The organism is Candidatus Liberimonas magnetica (genome assembly GCA_020523885.1).
Classification (GTDB): domain Bacteria; phylum Elusimicrobiota; class Endomicrobiia; order Endomicrobiales; family JAFGIL01; genus Liberimonas; species Liberimonas magnetica.
In genome coordinates, this window is the sequence record JAJAPY010000001.1 from 237,939 (window position 1) to 263,199 (window position 25,261).

General features: G+C 45.1%; 1 protein-coding gene (running past one end of the window). It reads left to right on the forward strand.

The annotated features are described in order from the left end of the window. On the forward strand, positions 1-25,261 hold the 5' portion of the coding sequence (locus LHV68_00665) for a hypothetical protein (GenBank protein MCB4790379.1). Its footprint extends 11,273 nt past the window's final position; only the first 25,261 of its 36,534 coding nucleotides appear in the window; it begins with the start codon at positions 1-3; its stop codon lies off the right edge, out of view.

Consider the following 25,261-nt stretch of genomic DNA (forward strand, 5'->3'; position numbering starts at 1 on the left):
ATGTTTACCAGAATTAATTCGGCAAAAGAATCAATCAATGAAGGGATGAAAATCTTAAAACAAAAGTTACTTATGATCTGGGAGTACATAACTAAACTGCCCGCTTCAGCGGACCGGGCTCTGTACCGTTTTTTTGTTTCGAAATACCCGAAGCAGATAACTTCAATGGTAACGCTGGCATGTTTTATAATAAGCACAATGTGGTCAAGTGGTTATAGTACGTGGCAGGAAGACCGTGACCGTATAAAAAGACAAATGGCAAGCCAGCAGAATGTGATGGGTACACAGAGCTGGGGCTCAGTCAACCAGATGCAAAATAATAGCGGCATGACATCATATTTTGACCAGGCGAGCAACCAGGTATATAACTTCAACAAAGCCGGCCAGCTCGTAGAGATAATAGACAAAACAAAGAATTTAGTCACGACTTTTTCACCGAATTCTGAAGATCAAAATAAGACTGATACAAAGCTTTTTACCTTAAACCCCGACGGGACAAGAACGGAAATAAAAGCTCAGGGAGTAGGCGATGCTGTAGGCGCGGTTGGCCAGAACATAGGCGGCCGTTTTGCACAATGGCAAAATAATTTGAGCCGTATAATAAACACCATAACATCGCAGATGATCAATGCCTACCAATCGTGGCTGGCCAATGGCGGGCCAAATGAAGGGCAGTCCGTCCAGGGGACATCCGCAGCAGGGCCTCAGCAAAATGTGGCGTCAAACCAGAATAATACGCAGAGTGCACAAGGGTTTCAGCCCTTTGGATCCCGTATGCTTCAAGAAGCCTCAGCTTTAGTGGAAGGGTTCTCTAATTTTGGCAAGGCCGTATCCGGGCTTACAGACAAGGCAAAGGCCCAGATAACCTTATTCCTGTCGCGAATAGTAAATACAGTAATGAAGAACAAACAAAAAGACGGAGCAGACTCGCAGGTAAGCATGGAAGATATTATAAAGGCGGCGAAACATTACGGGATAGATTTAACTGCCGTAAAATCAGATATAGAAGGATTAAAGGCAGCGTTAAAGACAGGACCGGTAATAGCGCATTTGGATTTTGGAAATGGTAAAACTGAGTTTGCAATCGTCTTAAGCATAACAAACGGTAAAGTTGCCTATATAGGTGAAGACGGCAAGACTAGAAAAACCATGTCTTTAGATGAATTCAATAAATTGTGGACCAAAAAGATGCTTACGCAGGACGGGGCAGGTGTCGGCTTAGACGCTGATACGCGAAAAAATACAAAGGGCAGGTTCTATGTAGATTTATTTAAGAATATATGGTCATCTTTCACAGGCAGGCCGGACGGTTCAAGGTCCTCGCCTCAACCCGATGGTATGAGCAAGGCAGCCAAAGAAGTGATCGATCAGTATACGAAGGATGGCGTAATAGATTTTGCTGGTTTAGCGAAAGCATTACAAAGCAAAGGGGATGTGGATCTGTTTAAAGCAGTGATAAATCAGTTATCAAAGAGTAAGCCTCAACATGGTCCTGATATGGGGATTGCAAACTGGATGCCGTGGAATAGGGGAAATATGAAGGCTGTAGCGCAGCTCTTAGATAATATGACGGATGCAAGTTTTCTAAAGAAGGCCGTAGAGAGCGGCGGGTTGAGCAGAAGAGTAGAAAGAGCAATAAACAAGCGGATAGATGAGTTAGGCGGAGTAACACCTCCGATAAATGGTCCGGTTATGCCTGCGCCGATTCCGATGCCTGCACCGCAGCCTCCTACGGAACCCGGAGAGATAGGGCAGGCAGCGATAAATTTGATCAATCAGTTCACGAAGAACGGGGTGATAGATTATGCAGGATTAACGAAGGAGCTTAAGGCCAGTGGGAACACGGATCTTGCAATAGCGGTCATAAAGAGGATAGATAAGCCTGAGTGTCAGAGCCAGATGTGGGGTGACCTGTTAACAAATATTACCGATAGGATGAAAAATAATCCAGGCAGTGTTACGGCTGAAGAGCTTAACAAGGTATTAGGCGGAATAAAAGACTTCATGAATTCAGATAATTGGAAAGGGCTGCAGGGTGAAGAGAAAGGTAAGGTTATCGGCAGTTTGATCGGGGCGCTTAAAGCTGTTCTGGATAAGGGTATAAGCGTTGACAAGGAAGCATTCTGGAAGGCGTATGATGCCGTAGCAGGGTTCCTGGGCAAGAACTGGCAGAACGGGCTAGCAGGGGTGTCAAAGTCCTTGCGGGAGAATTTGCTTAAGTCATTCGTAGATTTTACCGAAAGCGTCTTGACTACTACATCTAACGTGGTGGATGGCGCGCAGCGTGCGAATGTCCTCAACCAGTCCGTGATGGTAGTTACCGTTCAGATGAGAGAGATGTATAAGGATAAAAATTACATAGGCTCTGATATACTAAAAGCCCTGGAAAACAAGATAGTTGACCTGACAGCCAATTTTATAAAGAGTGATTCCTATAAAGGGTTGAACGAGGGCCAGCAGAATGGTGTACTCTGGACATTTAACCGCTTGGCTATAGAACTATTTTGGCGTCCGCAAGATAATGATGCCAATAAAGCGTTGCAGGGGAAAGTAACGGACATATTTAAGAGTGCGATACAATCCGGGACTTTAAATCAAAAGGCATTTTTGATCAACGAGATAACGCATTTATTCCGGACAACGCAGATGCATAACGGCGCTGCAGCCGGAAAGGTAATGGATTCATTTAAAGGAATAAATGTCGGTGCTATTATAGATAACTTCATGGCAAAACTTGGTGATGGCTCTGTAAACGCGGATGAGAGGGGTAACATAGCTATAGCGTTAGGGAATCTATTGCTGCATAAGGGTGACATAGACTCGCACACAGGCACCAAAGATATTAGTTCCAGGACAAATACGATATTAACAGGATTGAACAGCTTCTTATCAGATGTCAATAATAACAAAATAAGTATTTCTTGGCAAAACCGCAACGGGCTTGTTCATATATTAGGCGGAGTACTTAACCAGATGATGAGCAATGGAACGCATAGGCAAGGGGTGGCTGCATCGCTGATGTCTCAATTTGTGACATTTGTAGATAAGAGTATGCATTTAAGCGATGCTGAAGGCGGCAATATAAACCTGCGTGTTTCTGCGGTAAATATGTTGTCCATATTTCACGATTCAGCAAAGCGGGCCGGGGATAACGCATTGGCAGGCACGATAAAAACAAAGTTATTAGGGTTGACCGGTACAGAGTTGAGAAACTTCATTTCAGATGTACAGAAGAACATGGCAGGTTTAACAGGCATAAATGCCGATGCCGGGGCCTGGTTCTTAAGTTCGCTAACAAATATAGCCAGGTTCCATATTGAATCAAAAACAGGCCAGATAACGAAGGATACTATAAGATCAATCGTAGGAACCATAAAGAACTGGGTAACAGACCCGAAGAATCTGGCTGATATGAGAAACATAGGCTATCAAATAGCTGTTTTTGCGGATCTTGATAAGTTAGTAAAAACTATGAAAGCAAGTAATATGGAGATAGGCAGAAATCTGCAGAAATCGTTGGATTCTATATTTGTCATGACAGAAAGTTTGGAGGACGGAGTCCGTGCAGAAATAGAAAAGCTGATAGGCAAACCTGACACAACAAAGGCAGCGGCTAATATAATAAGTCAATATACGAAGGACGGTGTTCTGGATTTTGCAGGATTGGCAAAGGCGTTAGAGGCCAAAGGTGACGTGGATTTGTTCAAGGCAGTGATAAACCAATTATCAGAAGGCAATAAAGTATTAAAGAGCGCGGTCCTGCGCGGCCCTGATATGGGGATACCTGATGGAGAAGTGTTTGTTGATAAAGTTGCAAACTGGATGCCGTGGAATAGGGGGAACATGAAGGCGGTATCGCAGTTATTGGAGAAAATGACCGATGTAAGTTTCCTTGAGAAGGCGGCTGAGAGCGGCGGGTTAAGCAGGCGTGTAGTAAGTGCAATAAACAAGCGGATAGAAGAGTTAGGCGGCAAGAAGGTATTTAGAACACAAACCAATGTTTCCGATAATGGTACCAAAATTGCTACAGGTGTCCAGGGCACTACCCAATCAGATGCTCAAAAGGTTATTTCAGCTATCAGCGAGTGGCTTAAAAAGTATGCTTCAGCAAGTGCTGAGGAACAGGCAAAAATGGCGGCAACTCTAGGGTTGTCTAAGGACCAGCTGGTTAAGCTTTCTGTTGATGGGGCGCAGGGGATAATCGATTACCTGCAAAAACAGGGCAAAGACATATTTAACTGTGCGATTGCGGCATTGAAAAACCTTGCTTCAGGCCAGGATATAGGCGATCTGGCGATGTCTGCTATTCTCGTAGATGTTTTAACAGGGAATTTTGGCAAAAACCTTGAAAACCCGGACCAGCAGATGCAGTTGAGCATGTTTGCAATACAGAAGACCGCAGAGAAAAACGGCATTAATTTAAGCGCCTACAATACAGATTTAAAGACAGCCCTGGATAATTTGAAGGCCGGCCAGAGTCTGGTTGTACATGTAGGTGGCGATCATTATATAACTCTTACCAGGAATGAAAAAGGAGAGCTTGTCTCTCAGGATTCAAGGGATAAAAGCACGAATACTTTCAAATCAATGGATGATCTTCAGGCCTGGATGAAAAGTAAAAACTATACGGGCGACGCAAACGGTAACTATAACGTCCTTACTTCAGGTAATTTAGACGGCAAAGCCACAAAACTTTCAACTGAACAGACAAAGTCTATCCGGGGAGCAAGAGAAGCATGTTGTTTTGCGGCAGGAACAAAGATTTTAATGGCAGACAACAGCCAAAAAAATATTGAGGAAGTAAAAGTCGGCGAGATGGTGCTTGGTTTTGACGGCACAAAGAATATGCCAGAGGAAGTGCTTGAACTAATACAGCCGGTAAGAGACCATATATATATATTAACATTTGATGAAGGGACTATCTTAAAACTTACAAATGACCATCCGCTTCGTACAGAAGAAGGCTGGAAATCACTCGACCCTAGTGCTACGAGGAGAAATTATGCCGGGTTGAGAGGAGAAGTTTTAAAAACATTGGCTATAGGAGACAGGGTACAAAAAAGCGATGGTTCATTTGGTAAATTAGTATCTATAGAATATAAACCTGGTTTAGTACAAACCTATAGTTTTAGTAAAGTCTCTGGATATAAAACTTTTTACGCAAATTTTATGCTGACTCATAACTGCGACGGCAGTAATGGGGGTAATAAGGATAAAGACAAAGACAAAGACAAAGACAAAGGCAATGGCAAAGACAAAGACAAAGACAAAGATAAAGATAAAGATAAAGATAAAGATAAGGACAAAGATAAAGGTGACGGTGGCGGCGGCGGTGGCCGCCGTAACAGTGATGATGTAGATGAAGATGCTGCAAGAAGATATGCAGCAGCAAACGGCGCAAAGGAAGGAAGCGATGAATATGAGCGAAGGAAGTGGGAGTCTATCACCTATCAACGCGACGGCAAAAATGCCGAGGGCGGACGTGGTGAAAGTAAATACAATACTACAGGCCGATTTAGTGCGGCTGCGCAGGCTGCTGTTACGGCTTTCGGCGCTGCGATGGGTAAGATCAATGATGCCTATAAGGCTTTGAAAAACCCGACGGCTTTCGGGTTCAAAGACTATAATCAGGCATACAAGGCGTATCAGGATCTGGTAAAGGAAACACAGAAACAAATATCCGAGAAATTTGGGGTAAAGGAAAAAGATGTCAAATTCAACAGTAAAGATAGAAGTTTTTCGTTTACGGCACAAGTTGACAAATTAAAACTTAATAACGACAAAGTGACTTTTGATGCTAATCAAAGCTTACATGTAACTATTGCTAATGACGGCAAAATTGAGGCCAGCGGAAAACTATACGGCTCTGCAAAGGACAGCCTCGGCAATGAACAGAAAAACTATTTTGACAATATTAAATTGGCAGTAACAAATGATGGAGTATCTTTAGCCAGGGCGGATTTCCATATACAGAAAGAGTTTTTTGTTCAAAAACCACCAGCAGCAGGCGGCGGTGGCGATGGTACCCCTTCTGAGGTAGGTACTGCAGGCAAGATTGTAAGCAAAACTATAGATGGCAAAGACGGTTGGCTTATAACCTCAGGAAAAAACATTAAAGATGCAGTTATTTCTTATATTAGTGATTCAAGCGGAGAAGGATGGAGGGTGCAGGGGCCTGGTACAAAGTATGACGAAGGCTCACAAGTGACTATCTCCGTGGGCGGCCATGACATAGACATAAAAGTCGAATCCGGCGTGCTTTTAAATGATCCTAATGGCAGCGGCTTTACGAGCGGCATTGCAGGAAGGACGGTTCAAGTATCAATGGCAGCCGGGAATTTGGACGCCTATACGGAAGGTTTTAAAGTTGACGGCCTTAAAATCGGTAAAGACGGCAGAATAAATTTTGCAATAAGCGACGGGTATGTGAATAACGCCGTAGGAATGCTTATGGCTGTTGCAAAGGCAAACACCAAATTTACCTTGACAGCCACAAAAGCAGGCTCGTTCTTCGGGCAGTTTGCCATAGATGCAGGATTTAAGGTTCAGGTAGGTGCAGACGGCATGCGTTCAATTGGGGTAAACACCGGGACATACAATAGCAATACGATAAACGGTGCCCAGATCGAACTTGGAAACGGCAAGGATGGAGCTTCCTATGCCTTAAAATTCAATGATAACCAGTTAATAGCTAATAATAAAGTAAACAGCGTTATTATAGGTATTTGTACAGCCAACAATATTAAAAGCTTTAACCTTAAACTTAAGAATGATGTTTCCTGGAGCGAGGCCGGCTGGACTATGAAGGCCGGAGAAAACTTTACTGCAAAGGCTGACGGAACTATTACTCTCTCAAAGAGTTACAACGTAAACTACAAAGGCATAAATCTTACAGTTGCCGCAGGTTCAGAGATCTCCTTAACAGAAAAAGGTTTTCAGTGCAATGCTCTTCTTAATGCCTATAACTCATACATGCAGGCCCAGCAGTTAAATGCAGCGTTTAACCAGGAAATTGATGTTGTGCCCAACGGTGTTAACTTACCTGTCGCAGGCCAGTCGGGTTTCAAATTAAATGCTACTAACGGCTGTATATATCAGCTGCAGAGCAACGGAAAATACAAAATGGTGGGAATGGTGTTTGCCGGGCAGGCGCAGATCTATGACCAGAAAACCGGCAAATGGGTTGCTGACAAGAATTTAACTGATTCATATACGGCAGCTGTTAAGAGCGCAGAAGTAGCAGCAGCAGGCCCGCACTACGCATATTCACCTGGTGTCCCGGATGCTGCTCAGGCTGCTGCCCAGGCTGCCACCAATGCAAATCCTCTATTGACCTTCTTTAAGAATGACAGCGCAAGACAGGCCTTATCCCTTGTTACGGGTGAAACGTCTGTTAAAAGCCTTTTTGGCACCATTGCCGATATCGCAGCAGGCAAGGGCATGTTTTCAGGCACTGCTACAGAAAAAATATTTATGCAGTCGTTCTTCCTTTCGCAGTCCCTGGGCATGGGTTTCAGCGTTGATGCAATTGCCAATATATCCGCGGATGTCTGGAGGAACGCAAGTGATTTTGTAAATGAGAATTTCAAGGCTCTCTCTAACCTGTTTTCCGGAGCCTCGAATATATTGTCCGGAGCAAGGGCCTTTGCCGCAGACATAGCCACCGGCAGGTTCGTTTCAAACATAAGTTCCTATAAGATAAGCCAGTGGGCTCAAAATGTAGCCACTGCATATCTGGGCGGAACCATTGCGGTTAGCGTTGTAAAAACAGCAGGAAGCCTAAAAGAAATCGCAGATTATATGGCTGTAGGTTTAGATGTCAAGTTTTCGGGTACAAACGAAACCTGGAGCTCAGGCCTTTATAATACTGTCAGGGCGCTTGAAAAATCCGGGACAATCAGCCTGCTTGACAAGGTCCTCGGGCCCGGCAGGAATTCGCTTGCCTATATTCATGTAAATGCTGACAGCAGGCTCGAACTTGATGCCAGCGCAGGTTTGACGTCAGCTATGCTTAGCACTATGCTGCCAAAAGATTCTCCCATGAAATTTGCTGCCGGCGCAGCCCTAGGCCTTGTTTTTAACAGTGACGGCTCAATGTCAGTAAAAGGAGCTGTCAGAGGCACTGCTGTTGTCCAGAGCGGGAAAGCCGGCACCGTCCCGGTTGAAGGCGATATAGATAATATTATTTTAAACGTAGCAAAAGGGGAGTTAGAGATAACCCAGCTTGATTTTCATGCAAAGCTGGGTAAAGAACAGGCTGTCAGGGTAGCGCTTGACAATAAAAACAGTGACGGTAATGCCCAGGGCCAGCCGCCTACTATAAGGACTCGCGGGGTTTATAACCAAGCGGAAGACGGCAGTTATATCGATATAAGCGGCGATGCAGCAGGTAATGTTACCATTACTATGTTAGGCGGAAAATGGGCGGCCATAGGCCTCGGAGCAGAAGCTTTAGCAGGCTCGCATTTAACTGTAGGAGGCAACAGGGTCAGTGTTGACAGCGGAAGTTTGGTTTATACATCATCCGGCTGGACAGCAGGAACACTTGGAGTTTCAGTGTCTGTCGGTTTAGATAAATTTAGCCTCGGCAATTATGAACTCTTTGATGCCAGCGGAAAAGCCGTTACTGATACTGCAATGAAAGGAAATGTTACGATTGTATTTAAGGCCGGGGAATTTATTGACCTGTACAAGGGTGTGATGAGCCATTTAGCCGGTTTAGGGGTTACAACGCTAAGAACGACTGTGGATATGAAATGGGGCGACCAGATAATTAAACAGGGCACAAAATTTAGCGTCTTTGCAGATGGATCGATAAGAACCACAGAGGAATGGAAAGGTACTACCAAAGACAAATCAAAATTCACTTTAGCAGCCGGGGCTCTAGTTACTTTCACGGAAAAGGGCATCGCAGTATTAGACGGCAATATGACTATTACCGATATGCACATAGCTAAACCCGGCGAGGGCGGCGGGGCCGGCGGTGCAGGACGCCCGAAGAGCTATCTCGTTAACGGTGTAGTCTCTAACCACAACGGAAAGAACGATTATGAAGGCTGGGACGTGTCAGGCACCATAATGCATTATAACGATGCCGAGGGTTTTTCTTCTTCGATATTTACTACTACCGGCGCAAGTTTCCAGGTAGCGATGGGAGGAAGTTTTACTTTAGGCGGGCAGACGTATGTATCTAACAGTGCTCTTGGTACAACAACGCTTCAAGCTAACTGCCTTGGCGAGCTGGATATTGTCGGGACAGGTTATGTGATGGATAACGGCAGCCTTGTCAGGGTAACTCAAACGGGCGGGGTAACAGGGAATTATGACGCCTCTGGTAATTTAACAGGATATGACGATAACAGGGTTATTACAAGAAGCAGGTTAGACTCATCGGCAGCAGTGACCCAGACAGAAACCATAACGCATGATATGCACGGCAAACTGACTTATGCCAACGGAAAGCTTGTGCAAAAAATTGAAACAGGCTCGGTCATATCCAGTGCGTCCGGCGTGCTTGAACAATACGCTGCGGCTAACGGCGGGAAAATAACTACTTATGAATATGACATCAAGGGAAGGCAGACGAAAGTCACGGTTAACATGAAAGAAGGTCTAGTTAACGGCCAGAGAATACAAATAGACAACGATACTACGGAATATACCTATAGGGATGACGGCCGTATAAGCACGATGACAAGAAACGGCACGCTGCGTAACCTGAACGACCAGACACAAACAGTAAAATATGTCAACTTTATGACCACGTATCTTGACTATGACAGCATGGGAAGAGCTACCAGGACCCTTACTACAGGGCAGCAAATAATAGGAGAGGAAAAAGCAGTCCTGAGAGTGCCTGTAACAAAAACTGATGAACACGGTGCGGTTATTTTGACCGGAGAATATAAAAATGTAAATTTTATTCCTGAAATTAAAACTTATAATGTTACTGCACAGATGAGCTATAACAGCCTGGGCCAGCTTGTTTCAAAAACCGAGGCAGGCTCTATAGATTCAAACAGGCCTGGCGGAGATGTCTTTTACGGAGGCTATGATTCAAGCGGCACTTTTATCCCAAAAACTACTACATATACATACAATACCGACGGTACGCTGGCCTCAAGCACAGAAAACGGCTTAATGACAGCCGGCGGCCATACATATCGTTTAGAAAATCATACGACAACTTATACCTACAATGACAAAGGGCTTCTTGCAAGCACGACTGAGAACGGGATTATAAGAGACCTGACTGACCCGACAAAAACTATACAATTCGTTAATTTCAAAAATACTTATTTATCTTATGACGCTCAGGGCAGGCCTACCTCCTGGACAACTACAGGGGTCAAGATAGTTGGAGAAGACACAACAGTCGTTCAAAAAACGCCTGCGGGTGGAACCGAGACAGTAACTGTAAGAGCTGTTACCTATACATATAACATCACGACAAGCGATGTAAAGTATGATGATTTGACCGGCAAGATGAAATCGAAGACAGAACTCGGATCTATAATGTCAAGCAAGCCGGGCGACAGCATTTTGTTCGGCCGTATAGGAGCGGACGGCAAATTGTCTGACGGAAAGGTGACCACCTATTTTTATGACCGTTCAACAGGAATGCTTTCCGGTGTAAAGGAAGCAGGCTACACTACTCTAGGCGCCTATCAGGACGCTTCCGGCAATTGGGCCGGCGGCCAGGTCATTCAAACCGACACTACCACAACATATTCCTATAATGCTGACGGAACGATAGCTCAGACTGTTCAGAACGGGACAGTAAAAAACCTCACCGATCAGACAAAAACAGTTACATACAAAGAGTTTACAACTACATTCCTGCATTACGATGAAAAAACCGGCCAGGCTGACGAATATATGACGACCGGAAAACAGCTCATAGGAGAACGTTCTGCGGTTGTAAATGTCCCGAAGGTTGATGAGAAAACAGGCGAACCTGTAATTGATGATAAAACCGGCCAGCCTGTAATGGTGCCGGTCGTATTTACGCCTCAGGAAAAAGTGTTTAATGTCACGACAAAACTTACTTTTGAGAACGGGCTGATAAAAACAAAGACAGAGTTCGGCTCTATAACATCGAACATCCCGGGTGAAAGCATAATGTATGACGCTGCAGGTAAAACTACGACATACAATTATGCCAATGGCGTGCTTTTAAGCACTGTTGAAAGCGGCAGGGTCTGGAAGGGCGACCTGGCTACAGGCCAAGGTCAATGGAGCGACTATCAGAACGTGACCACGGAGTATTCGTATTATGAGAACGGGCTGATAAAGTCGACTACAGTTAACGGCGTGGTTTATAACGAGTCTGACAAACGCCAGACTGTGCAGTATGAAAACTTTACGACTTATTATGCCGCGTATGATGCGTCCGGCAAACCTGTTGATGTAGTAGTAACAGGTGTCCAGTATATCGGTGTTGATGGCCAAGAGACGCGAGCTGGCAGGGAGCGGGAAGAAACAATTACGGTACAGCGCGAAAAAAAGACATACAATGTTTCAACTCATTATGAGTATTATACAGACGGGCGCATCTATAGTGAGACCAAGAGAGGCAGCATTACTTCAAGTATATCCGACAATACAGTAACTTACGGCGAAACTGTTAACGGCCGCTTGGGTGCATATAATAAAGGCTACACCACACTTTACGAATATTTTAGCAACGGCCTGGTAAAAAGAACGACCTCAAACGGTACAATCTTTGAGGGCGGCAAGTTAAGCGAGAAAGTAAATGTAACGAATGATTTTGCCTATGACGAATTCGGCAGGATGACAGCTTCCATACAGAACGGAAAAATTATATCCCTTGATTCGTCCGCAGGGGCTGAGATATATCATAACCTTACAACAGCATATACATACGGGCCGGAAGGCGGAGGAAGAGTTACCAAGATAACCGTAAAAGGAAAAGTTGATGTAGTGGTCTATGCAGGCACCAATGATGTAAGCGGCAAAAAGGCTGTAACTGAAACGCTTAATTACGATTCAATAACAACCTATACTTACGATCAAAAAGGAAGGATAAGTTCGGAACACGTGATGTCCAATACCTGGTCTTCTAATATGGTTGATGTGCTTGGAAGGTCTAGAAAAGTAGATGAAATAAATGTTTACACTTACAACGATAGTGACGGAAGGATAGCAAGCATTAACAAGACCCAGCTGGACTATGATTTAGACCATGATAAGGGTACAAGGCTGGTGTTAGCCGAATCAAAAATTGAGTATCACTACGGCCAAAATGGCAAGATCGCCTACGAGGTGAGAAACGATGCCAACGCTAACCTGCCCGGGTCAGTTGAAAACAGGCTTGACGGGACCGTTGTCGCTACGTATTACAAGAACCAGGTTACCAGGTATAACTATAATGAAAGCGGTGAACTTGTCGGCTATACAATCTCAGCCGGGGAATCCTATAGTGTCGAATTGGAAAAGATGAACGAGTATAACAATTCTGATATCAAGAATATGACAAAAGCTGAATGGGAAACGTTTGTGAGAGACAACCCGGAAGAAGCGGCCAGGCTGCAGAAAGACGGTAAAGTCTCTTATGTTGAATACAGCGATGACGGCATTTATATAGCAGAACCCTACTATAGGGTCTCTGTGGACAGAGAAGTCGTAACCAGAGGTGAAGTAAAATATGTGGTAAAAAGCAGAGAGAACCTCAAAGATCAAGTCTTTACCCGTGCAATAGTTACAGTGACAACGTTCGACAGAGGAGTAATAAATGAAAAGGTCTTCTTTGACCAGGACGGTAACAGCTCTCTTGCCTGCGGCGCAAGGATAACCAGGAGCCCTGCCACAGGAGATCTGAATTTCCAGAATATTACTATAAATTCGGACGGCAGCGTAACGGCCTTGTTGAAAGGCATTCCGGGTATGACGATTGATACTGCCGTAAAAATAGTGGATAACCAATGGGCAGAAGCAAATCCCGATTTCTTTGCAGGAGCAAGGATAGCTGTTACTAATCAAGAAACGGGCGCCTTATTAGGATTTAAGGATAGAAATGCCTTAGAAAGGGTCGGAAGCGCTTTCGGAGCGGTTGCCGGCGGTATTGGTACTGTATTAGACAGGGTCTTTACACTTGCTGCTGGTTTGGTAATGGGAATAATAGCAGTTTCGTTCGTACCTCTAACCGGTCTTGGATTAGGCATAGCAGCATTGACCGGGAATAGAGCTTTGTTAGATACCGGCTTAGGCTTATGGAGTATGTCCTGGAGCTATATTAAAGGGACAATTACAGGCGAAAATTACGGCGGCATGACAGTAAGCGGAATGATAAGCGGTTACAAACATATATCTGCCGTAGAAGACCAGATAGCGCGCGGGTTGATCGGCAATGCAGACGCCAATTTAAGAGCTATAGCCGGCAGGGCTTCATTTGGGACATCTATAGCAGCTACCGCAGGTGACATTGCTTTGTTTGCTGGTGAACAGGGTTTAATGATTCTTCTAACTGCGGGTATAGGGCAAATTGCTTCACTTCAAGCTGCTTGTGCATCAACTGCACGATCAATTGCCAGTCTTACAAGAGTAGCCGGGTTGTTTAGAGCTATGGCTATAGGCGGTTTCTCAACGGGGCTTATTGATGCTGCGCCGCAGATTATAGGTGAAGTTTTTGAAGGCTATACAAGCAAACAGGCAGGGACATACGGCCAGATGATAAACATGGGCAGCATGGCTAGGCAGGGTGTTTCAAGTTTCATGGTAGGTGCCGCTATCTCCGGTGCTTTGTTCGGGTTAGGGACTATCGTAAACGCCAGAGCAGCAGCGCAAGCAGCGGCAAAAGCAGCAAAAGCTGCACAAGCAGAAGCAAACGCAGCAAAAGGTTTACAAGCCGGAGCAAAAGCTGCCCAGGCTGCAAAACAGGCTTCTGTCCTTGCCCGGGCCGGGCAATGGGTTGGCGGAAAGCTGGCAGCACCGTTTCAAGGAATAGCCAGAGGGGTCCTTAACTTTGCCGGCAACGTTGCAGGAGGTTCTACTCTTGCGGCAGTACAGGTAGGGTTTTTAAGCGGGTTCGGAGGAGAATTTACAGGTGTTGCGTTTGCAGGAGCTACTGCAGCAGCTCAGATATTTGTCGGGGCTGTTGTTGGCCTTGTTTTTGGTATTGCATATTTAGTGACAGGGAATGTAAATAGCAGGAACAATATGTTCGTAGGCGCGCTTATGATGTCAACAGCAGTTAACAAGGTCCTGCAGAGCTCAGCTCAATTATTAAACTCATTGCATCTTTACGGATTGGCAAATTCCCTTAACAACCTTGCGCTCAGTGTTACTATGGTTACAATAAAGTTATTTAATCCTGAAATATTTAAGGCACTTTTAAGTCAATTTAAAGGGACCGATGAGGAGAAAGAAGCCCAGTTAAAGGCTGCCATACAAAAGCAGGCGAGCGGCGGGCATTTGAGTTTTCTAAACTTCGATCTTGCTGTCCTGGGAGGAGAGTTTGCAGGAATGGCCGTTGATTCCAATAACTTAGGAGACAGGCTCAAATACGGAGCCGCAGGGATATTCCTTGAAGCAAGCAGTGTTGGCATAGATATGGTCGGCATAAGCTTGTTAGGGAGAGTCCTTAATACCTCAAGGCCGGGTATGGCAGGTTTGGATTTTTTTGTAAACAGGCTGCCGATGGTATCCATGATATCAGGTATGGCTATGAACTGGGTTGATACTATAAAGGGATTCTGGGGAGACTCCAGTCTTGATAAGAAAATAGCTGTGCTTAAGAGCCTGGGCGGGCATGAAGAGGAAATAGCCGTACTGGAACATCAAAAGTCTCAGGCCGGCTGGAAAACTGTTTCCAGCTTTATAGGGTTTGCTATAGGCGCCGCATATTCAAGCGCGATGATGAAGGCGTTCGGCGAGGTAGCTCAGGAGAAGATAAAGGCAAAAGTAGAAGCTGCTGAGGCAGCCGGCACTAAAATGAGCGATGTTGAAATTAAGGAGGCCTCTAAAAATATTAAATTTAGTGCAGGCGACAGGATACAAGCTGTTATTAAAGGTATTGGATCCTTACCCGGCGGGATTCTAACTGAAATTTCAAAGCTTTTTACCCAGATTGCATTATCGGCTGTGTTAGGAGCTATTGGCGGGAAAGTCGGCTATACTCTGGGAGCTTTCTTGAGTATTGAAGGCGCTAATGTGCATGAAAAAGCTGAACAGGCCAAAAAGGTGGCAGAGGAAGCCAAAAAAGCAGAAGAAATAACCAAAGCTCAGGAAAAAGCCGCAGCTGAAGCAGCCGGCCAACACGACCAAACCCCTCAAGAAGTGACCACAAAAAGCGAACTTGAAAGCGCTTTTCAGAATATTAGAAAAATCTTCAAGGGAAAGGATAACGCTTTTGTTAAAGAGACGTTGGAAAGATACTTTACCTCCAAGGAACCAATAATCACCATAGGGGACAGGACAGTAACCCTGACTGAAGCAAGAGCGCTTGCTCTTGACTATGCTATGGAAAGAGGGATCAAGTTAGACAGGGCGCAGGGAGTTTCTCCTTTAGTTAAAAGTGAGAATAAAAAGAAGTATGAAACTTTAAGCACGCTGCTTAACAGCTTTGCAGAAAACAAATTATTGAGTGAGGAGACAAGAAGAGATGTTTTAAAATTGCTGACTGGAGCAGAAGGCCTGTCAAAAGAAAACCTGGCAGAAGCCCGGGCACTAATAGAGAAAGCTCTTGAAGGGGCGAGCGCCAGTAAAGCTGCTAAAGCCGCTATGGTTGAGGCCTATCTGGCTGACGCAAGGACATGCGCATTGCACCCTGAGGCTTCAAAAGAAGCCATATTTAGGTTTCTTGTTGCAGGAGCAGACGGCCCGACAGCAGCAAAAATGGCTGAAGTTAGAGCCAGAATAACTGCAGCAGTTGAGGGTATCCTTGGCGATACTGCCGATGCAGCTGTCAAAGCTGCCATGGTTGAGGCGTATATGGCAGATGCAAGGGCAATGTACAACGGTAAACTTGCTGCATTGGTGGTAATGGCTGAAAATAAGGGACTAAAAACCCCTGACGGCCGTTCAGGAATAACTGCAGAAGAAGCCAGACTGTTAAGTGAATATAATAAAAGAGTTGAAGGCAAAGACATAATGGAGATATCAAGGGAAGACATAATGAAACTTACCCCGGAACAACTCGGTGAGCTCTTGATAAAAAAGATGCTGCCTTCTTTTCTAGAAGATGCTAAAAATATCGCAGCCCAAGGGGCCGACTACAGGGTTAAAGAAGGCCAGCTCGGTCTTTGCGTAGCTCTGGCTGAGGCAACTATCTTAGATCAATTAAATATTAAAAGCGGAGGATCTACTATACCTACACTTCAGCTTATGGTATTGCGTACAGGCGAAGGCAAGGAATCGGCCATAGGCATAGCTGCAATGACAGCTTATGATGTATTAACAAAAAAACTAGGCAGCGCAAAGATAATAATTCTTACTTCTCAGGGCAGTCTTGTGAAGCAGTTGTTTGATAACTGTGTAAAATTAAGGCCGGACCTGGCAAAAGAAGAGATGCTTAACCTTGATGCTACAAGCGACCCGAACGCCAGAAAAATGAAAAAAGGCATAATATTCATGAGCGGCGAGACATTTGACAGGGAAATACTTGCCGGCGGAGAGGTTTTTGACGGAGCAAACTGCCTTTTTGCCGATGAAATCCATAAGCTTCTAGTCCAGACAGATACCGTGCTTGGCAAGTCCCAGGGGAAGTTTTCAAGGCTTCAGGAGGGCTACTCCAGAATTGCGGAAATGATAAGAAAATCCAATGATAACGGTGAAGCTGTATTAGAAGCCTTGGCAAAAGGTGAAATCCCTATAAACGGTTTAACTACCGAGGAAGCGCAGGGGATAGCTGTGAAATTTAAATCTAATATGACGAAATCAATGGAATTTGGCGATAGTTATAAAAAAGGCATGTCAGAGCTCGTAGAGCCGCTCTGCGACCTGTATGATTTTACCGTTGGCAAGGAAGAGATGATGCGTTCACCCCAGGATATGTTAGCCCTGGCAGAGAGGTTTTTGGAAGCTGTTCAACGGGGCGAAAAAGGCACCGAACGCTTCATGGCATTGCTTAAAGCAAAGGGCCTGTCATTGGACAACAACGCTGATTCTCAAACCCTTCTTGAAACCCTTGTTAATATATTTGGCGAGATAAAGAACATAAAAGATATGAAATTTGGCAGGGATATTTCGTTTAAACAGAACAAAGACGGGACTTATGACTATGAATTGATGAACGGCAGAGGAAGGACCCTTGAAAATACGATTCTCGGTGAAATGAATATGAGCGTGCTCGCAGTTAGGCGGGCAGCGGAAGTAGCAGGGCATATAACAACTGCTGACCACGCAACTGAACTTGCCATGCTTGACGCAGCTATGCGCTCGCAGAACAGCGCTTCTACAAACATAGCCAAAGGGCTTGCCTACTTAAGGCGCCAGGGCGTGTCAATCGCTGCAGCTACCGCAACTACGGATACGATAGACCAAAGCGCGGCTGCTCTCGGTGCTGAAACTACAAGGTTGACTCTTGAGACAAGGGCTGAGTTGAAAGACAGGGTTGGTGTAAGCCTTGTGGAGACAGTTGCAGAGAAATTTAGAGCTATTATTGACTTTGTCCTTGGTACTGAAACAGTGGACAATGTTATCGCATTTGACGACATCCAAAAAATGAAAGAGGCTTTTGATGTCTCAGTTAAAGAATTGGTGAAAAAATACAGCACGGGAGATTTTAGAGCCAAAGATATAAAGCCTGTGGACTTTGAAGTTAGAAAGACGGTAATTGTCGACGGAAAAGAGGTGGAAATTGTAATTAAAGGAGTCAGGATACAAGGTGTGAGAGACGGTAAGACCGTTGTGTTTGACGAACTGTTATTTATTGACGCTCCTAATAAAGCGACGAGGGACTTCGGCAGCCAGGTGCTTAGAGATTACATACAAAACAATAAACTTGAAACCGAAAAAGTAGTAGGCGAGGACGGGAAGATAACCTACAAGCTCAAGGAAAAGGCCAGGGGCGAAAAGCCTACTATAGGTGCTATCGAAGGCGACCCGGACGGCGGAGCTGTAAGGAAACATTATTTTGTGATAGATTTGATAGAGGGAGAAAACTTCGCTGCTAGTAAAGGAGCGGCAGAAGGCGTTGCGGAACGTGCCATTAGTTTCAGGGAAGCAGGCACTAACTCCAGGCTCCTTAACAGCGCTGACCTTGTTCAGCAGATAATGCGTATCCGCGCAACTGACGACGGGCCTATGGCAAGAAGAAAAGGAAATTATGAAATTATAGTTGCCAGAGAAGATTTGGCTGCAGATATACAGGCCAAACTTGAAAAAGGTGAAAGTTTCCTTGATATCACAAGGGACGTTTCAGGCGATGTTGACAAAAATAACCTTAAAAGGGTAGTCCAGGCTGCAAACAGCGAACAGCTCGGTGAAAGAGAGATGGATATGTATATACAAGCTATTGACGCCTTTTCATTACTCGGCGGTGAAAACGGGAGTATAGGAAAGCCCAGGGCGATGCTTGAAATTATGGCTGAGCTTGTTTCAAACGGCAGGTCTGCAGCCTGGGTAGAACAGGTTTATACCTGGGTGGGCAGCAATAAAGAATTTGCAGGCCAGACAAACCTTATTAATGCACTTACGCAGTTAAAGAATTACATTGAGAGCATGCCAGAACACCCTATGTCCATATTCGGGGATCAGGTTACGGCTTTTATTTCACAGTTGATAGCGGAAAATAAACTGACAGGAAACCAGGTGAATACTATTTATCTTGCCCTGAACCCGCAATGGCAGTCAGACAGGAAAACTCGGGCAAGTTATACGGATAACCTTATATTAGGCATGATAGCAAACCAGACCGGAATGCCTGCCCCTGTCATCACCCTTGTTAATACTGCGGAAAATGAAGCTCAACAAACAGATGTTACAGGGATAAGGCCTGTTATTTCTTCAGTTCTTGCAAATGCCGTAGGTGCAGCCGGAACCGTTGCACTACCAGGCGCTTTGAAAGGGAGAAATGAGGATGTAGTTGCCTATATTAAAGCTCATTTTGATGAGATTGTAGCATCTTTGCCCGGCGTCAGTATTTCCAGCTCTATGAAAGATTATCTTCTTTCTCTGGACTCGGGAATAATAAACTGCGCAATATCCTCTCTTGCGGAACTTTTCGGGGAAAGTAAGATCGAAGAGATAGGCGAAGGTGTCGGTATAGGCAAGCTGATTTCAGGTTTCGCAAAACTGATATTGTCTGCGTACGGCATTGATATAATGAGCGGTACTTTCCTGACCAATAATATGAATAAATCAATGCCGTCTTTAAGTATGGAGGCTATACTTGAGACAGCCGCAAGATATAACGTTAAACTTAAAGGTGTTGAAGGGATAACGGATATGTCAGTCCTTGCCGATTATGTGAACAACAACGGCAGCGCCATATTACTGCTAAACATCAACGGTGTCGGGCATTTTGTGAAAGTAGTATCCCTAGATATAAAAAATGGAACTATTACCTATAAAGATAACGGTAAAGAAGTAACAGAAACCCTGGAAGGGGAGAACGGATTTAAGTCTAAACTGTCAAAAGAGGGATTGGCTTTGTTAGGCCTGGATGCAGCTGTCGGCGGGACAGTGCTTGATTCACAAAAATTGAGGAAATATAAAGGAAGCGCTGTAGATCTTGAACCGGGTTTTGCGCAAGCGGCACAGCAGAACGCAGCAGAAACTATAACAGCCGACAAGGGCATAAATTTACATACAAAGCTAAGCGACATAGCAAAGCTCGGAGGCAGTGCGGAAGCTGTAGCAGCCAGGATAGCCGCTCTATCTGATTTTGGTTTTTTAACCGCTCAGGAACAGGGGTTGTTCAGGGCTGTCCTGACATCTTTATTAGTTACCAACGCTGAACTTGCCTCCAAAACTAAGAACAGAGGGACAATTGCCGATTCGATAAACAGCTTAACTTTAAACGATGTCTTAGACAAGATACAGGTGCAAAGTGCGATCCTTGAAGCCGTAACTGCTGTAAAAGCCGGCACAGTTATAGAAAGGTATCAGGCAGGCTCTATAACGGATTTGCCAGGGCTCCTTGCCACTATTGAACAGCTTACCGGAAATAATAAACTTGCTCTTGTTGACCGGTTTATAAATGCTGTGGAACTGCGTTCAGCAAGAGAAGGTTTCAGAGGGTTCAATCCAAAAGAGGTTCTTGCCATACAAAGCTGTTTAGCTCAGCTTGGCTCAGTGGATCTTACCGATCGGAATATAGATGTAGACAGGGTCGCAGCTTTGATCAACAGGATAACGTTATCCTGGAGTTATATCGCTTTAAAAGCGGTTAATGCAACCCAAACGCCTGCAGTCAGGACATCGGTTATTTCAGCTGATCAGCCGTTTTCAGAAGCCTCGAAATCAGGCATCGATGCCAGGCTGGCGATGGCTATATTCACCGGCAATGAAGCCCTGGATAAAGCTGTTGAAATAGTTGAAGTCAGAGCAAAGGCCGAAGGCAGGCCTGTTTCCAGGGATGAAGTAAAGAAGGATTTAAAGAGAAACCTTGCAGACATAATTATGACAGAGTGCAGAGGAGACTTAGCTAACCTTGATGTTGAGCAGAAACGGGCGATATTGTCAACAAAGGGCGTAGGTTTGCTCTACCAGCTGGCACTTATTAAAGCTTCATCATTAGCAATGGAAAGAGCAGCCAAAACAGGCGAAACCGTCAATGTTGATCAGCTGTTAATAGAGCAGTCTGTAGAAATTGTAAAAGCTCAATTAAACCTGGGCCTTGCAGATACAGCGGCTGGTGAACGTACGGGCAATATAAAAGCTGTTGATATGCCGGTCGCAGAAGTCAGTAAACGTCTTTCCCGTACGGTTGATTCTGGCATTAATGCCGGGCAGGCTATGGCTATATTTGCAGACAGGCAAGCCTTGAGTGACATAGTTGAAATCAGGGCAAAGGCCGAAGACCGGCCTGTTTCTATGGAAGTAAGGCAGGAAGTAAAGAGGAACCTTGCAGATATAATTATGGCCGAGTGTAACGGAGACTTAGCTAACCTTGATGTTGAAAAGAAACAGGCGATATTGTCAGCAAAGGGCGTAGGTTTGCTCTACCAGCTGGCTCTTATAAAATCCGCATCCTTACAAGTAGCTATCGATAAGTCGATAGAAATTGTAAGGACTGAATTAAATAAAGGCCTTGTAGATACAACCGCAGCCGCAGAAAAGAGACAGGTTTCTTCAGCTTTGCTGCAAACAGGGATTGAAGGTATCTCGTTTACCGATGCGGTAGAGTTACTTACAGAGGTGATCAGCTCTAATAAACACCCTTCAGCAGATATGCAGAGAGAAATGGCAAAGCTGGCAGAAATAATTATATCTGGGAACGGCGGTTTGCTTAACCTTACAAAAGAACAGGCGCAGGTATTACGTTCTGAACTGTCAAGTGAACAAGGTGAAGGTATATTGGAGGTGCTGGCTCTTGCAATGGCAAATAAAGGAGAAGCTGCTACAGCCAAAGCGGCTAAGGATAAAATATTGTTCCAGTTGGACGCCGCAGCTCTAAGGGTAGATTTTTACGGGGCAGCTGCCAGGGCTGAAGTTTTATCAGCCGAGAAACTGGCGGCAGATTTGGCTCTGCCTGAAGCTCAGAGACAGACGAATATTACCGCACAAACAGCTATAGATATCCTTGCAAGTAACGGGATGCTGGCTGTTGTGGCCCGGGCAAAAGCAAAAGCTGAAAGCATGACTTTTGAAGCAGCCCTAAGCGATGTAAAGGCAAAATTGGTGACAATAGTGCTTGCGGAAAATAAAGGCAATTTGTTAGGCCTTACCCCTCTTCAAGCTGCAGCGCTTAGGTCCTGCGAAAATGAGCTTGCAGATGCTGTTTTGGGCCGCGTCCCTTCACTTGAGACAAAAGCTCAAGCCAAAGAATGGATTGAAAAACAATTGAGCAAGGTAGCGGAAAGAACCGGGCTGGCTTATCAGTCAAATTTACTTATGAACGAAATACTTGCTTCGGAGCAGGTCGAGCAGACAGAGGCCAGGGATTTGTTGAGAGCAGATATTTTAAGAAGGGCGAATATAATTGCCTCTGATGTTTTAAAAGATGCCTCTAACCTTAATAATCTGATAAATTTACAAACTATTATAACGGCATTGATTAATTCGAAGTTAGCGGATACACAAACTATTTCTTCGCTCATGTCCGGATTTACTTCTGCAATGTCCAGGCATGAGGAATCCGGCGGCGCCAAGCTTATGAATCAGCTTGCCATGGTAAGTATGTTCATGAGCGACCAGCAATCCCAGACAAAAATTGAAGACTATGTGCTCTCGGTAAATAGGTTAAGCGCCGGTGTCCTGGCGCTTTCGCGGGCTGTGCTGCAAATGGGCAACAACGTGGAGTTAAAGGTTTTATTGCATAAACTCCTTGCCTCGGTTAATATAAGCAATTTAGGAATGCAATACTGGGAAGCAGTTTTTGCAAAGGAAGCCAGAAACGATTCGGAAAAAACAGCGTTGTTAGCGCTTCTTACAGAAGAAAACGCGGAGATTGCAAAAGAAAAAATGGAAGAAAAGAGGGTCAGGGAAGTTGAGGTTGCAGCAAATTTAGGCGCTGAGGCAAAAGGCAAAGCATACCAGGGCGATTATGCAAAGGCTATGATGGAAGACGCAGCACTCGCAGGGAATATAGTAGAAGCTACCGGGAAAGATCAAGTAAAGGCCCGGTTCATCCTGGTGGGCAGTAAATGGTTTAGAGTTGAGCAGGACAAAATCTCGGTTTTGAAATATAAGTTGGTTGAGGTAGCCGATAAGGGGTTGTCAAACGAGCTTGCTCAGTCCTTTGGCAGGGCCACTCTGGCTGCGGCAGAAGAGGCAAAACAAGCAGCAGAAAGAGCCTCAGCAACAGGGGTGCAGAAGGGAGCTGCCGTGTCAGAAGTTGCGGCAGGCGCAGAAGGACAAGTGGCAGGGGCGCGTGAAGAAATTGAGGCTGGCATAAAAGAAGAGGTAAAGCGCGCCAGGGAAGACGTACGGCGCTATAATCCTTCTCTTGAGTCTATTGATGATAAAACGTGGGCTTGGCTCGCAAGGACTCCCGTAGGCAGGTATGTGTTGGCTGTATTAATTGAAGCCAAGTGCAGGGCTCAATTCGATGAATTATACAAAGGGGCGCCAAGGGATGCAAACGGAAAGCGTGTATATAAAATGGATGACTACATGCCAGGCGGAAGCCAGGAGCATACGCCTCTGGGCAGGGCACTTGAAAAAATAAATGAAGCTGCCAAAGAAACAGAGGCTGTTTTGAAAATAGCTCAAGCAAGTTATCAGGATGGAAAGGCCCAGGGCCAGGAAAGAGTTGTGGAAATGGTAGTAGATTATTTTGTAGACGTATTGGAAAAAAATAAAGGCGCTGATGCTGCCGGCATAATTGAAAATATTAAGCGTGCGCCGGAAAAAACCGTAGAAGTTGAAAAAGATAAAAGGGAAGAAAAGAGGGTCAGGGAAGTTAGGGTTGCAGCAAATTTAGGCGCTGAGGTAAAAGGCAAAGCATACCAGGCTGATCATGCAAAGGCGATGGACGACGCCTTACTTAAGGGAAATATAGTAGAAGCTACCGGGAAAGACCAGGTAAAGGCGCGGTTCATCCTGGCCGGTAATAAATGGTACAGAGTCGAGCAGGACAAAACTTCAGTTTCAAAATATGAGTTGTTTGAAGTAGACGATATGGGGTTGTCAAACGAGCTTTCTCAGTCCTTAGGCAGGACCACGGTGGCTCAAGAAGAACTTGCAAAAAAAGCTCAGGAGGCGGCTCCTGTTCAGGCAGGCCAGACAGTTTTAAAAGCAGCTGACAGGGAAGCTGTCAGTGCCGTTGTCCAAACCCCTGAAGTTCAACAACAATTGGCTGCGAGAATAGAGTCTCTTGCAGGGCGTGCAGGCAAAAACAGCCTGGACACCTGGGACGCATCGAAATTAGACGATAAGAAGGCAGAGGCGCGTAAAAATAATTTAGAAATTCAACACGGCAAGTTTGATCTGATAGACTTGGCTTTAGGCGGGACTGCCCTGGCTGTGTTGCAGGCAGCTGCAAAACAGATAGCGGCAACCTATGATTTAAGAAAAGATTCCGTTGAAGGAGAAGCAACAGGCGCAGTAGCAGAAGTGCGTAAACGGCAGAAAGAGGTGGTTGGTTTAAGAAGCAAGGAAGAAATACAAGCTGAAGACTATATTACGCAATTAGCGAGAGCAGGAGAAAAAGGACAACCCACTTTGGAAGAGATGGCGCAGAAGGAGGAATTTTGGGACTTCATGGCAAATAACGAGATGAGTTTAGGGCTTTGGGCCAGTTTACGGACAGCTCTTCTTAAAAAGTATCAGTTGTCAGAAAATGATATTCCTAACGCGATAGCCTTAAACCTTGCAGCAAAATATGATGTAGCAGGAGACGTAACGGTTACGGCTAATGGAGACGGCACCTACAAAGCAAGTTATGTGAAAACAAATAGAGCCGGCACAAAGACTGTGGAATTAACACTGTTAGAAAAAGATGTCAAAGGCATAGTAGAGCAGAGAGAGCTTGAGCTAGCCTTAAAACCGGCTATTGATTCAATGGTAGAGATAGCTACGAAAAGGCTTGAGACCGAAGGGACATCCCCTGAAGACTTGACTATGTATTATATAGCTTTAATGGTGATGCTGGCTAATTTTATCACGGTAGACTATATGCAAAAAGGTTTGCTCTCTGAACAATCCTGGGGCGGCTCTGTAATGGCAAAGGACGGCGGCGCAACCATAATGTTCCGTGCAGGCGGCGGAAAAACAGCGACAGGGGAAATAGCTGTTGCCGCAAGAGCTCTTATGTGCAAGGCAAGGCACGAAGGCAATGTTATTTCATTAACCGCGATGAGCCCGCTGATCGACCAGGGAGTTGCGGATATAAAACCTGCTCTTTCGATGCTGGGCATACATGTAAAAGCCCTGCATAATGAAGGCGACGATGCCCCGCAGACGTCGAAAGAAAAACAGGAGTATTTCTCAGAGCCCGGAGAAGTTATTGTTACTGATGCCGCGGCTGTCATTTACACCCGTGAAGATGAAATGAGCGAAAACCTTGATATATTCCAAAAGCATATCCACGTTCTTATAGACGAAATAGATTTAAGCGCAAGAACGCCTACTTCTTATGTGCGCGCCATGGCCTCTGACCTTGTCTCGACCGGAAAAGAGGCAACGGGGGTATTTG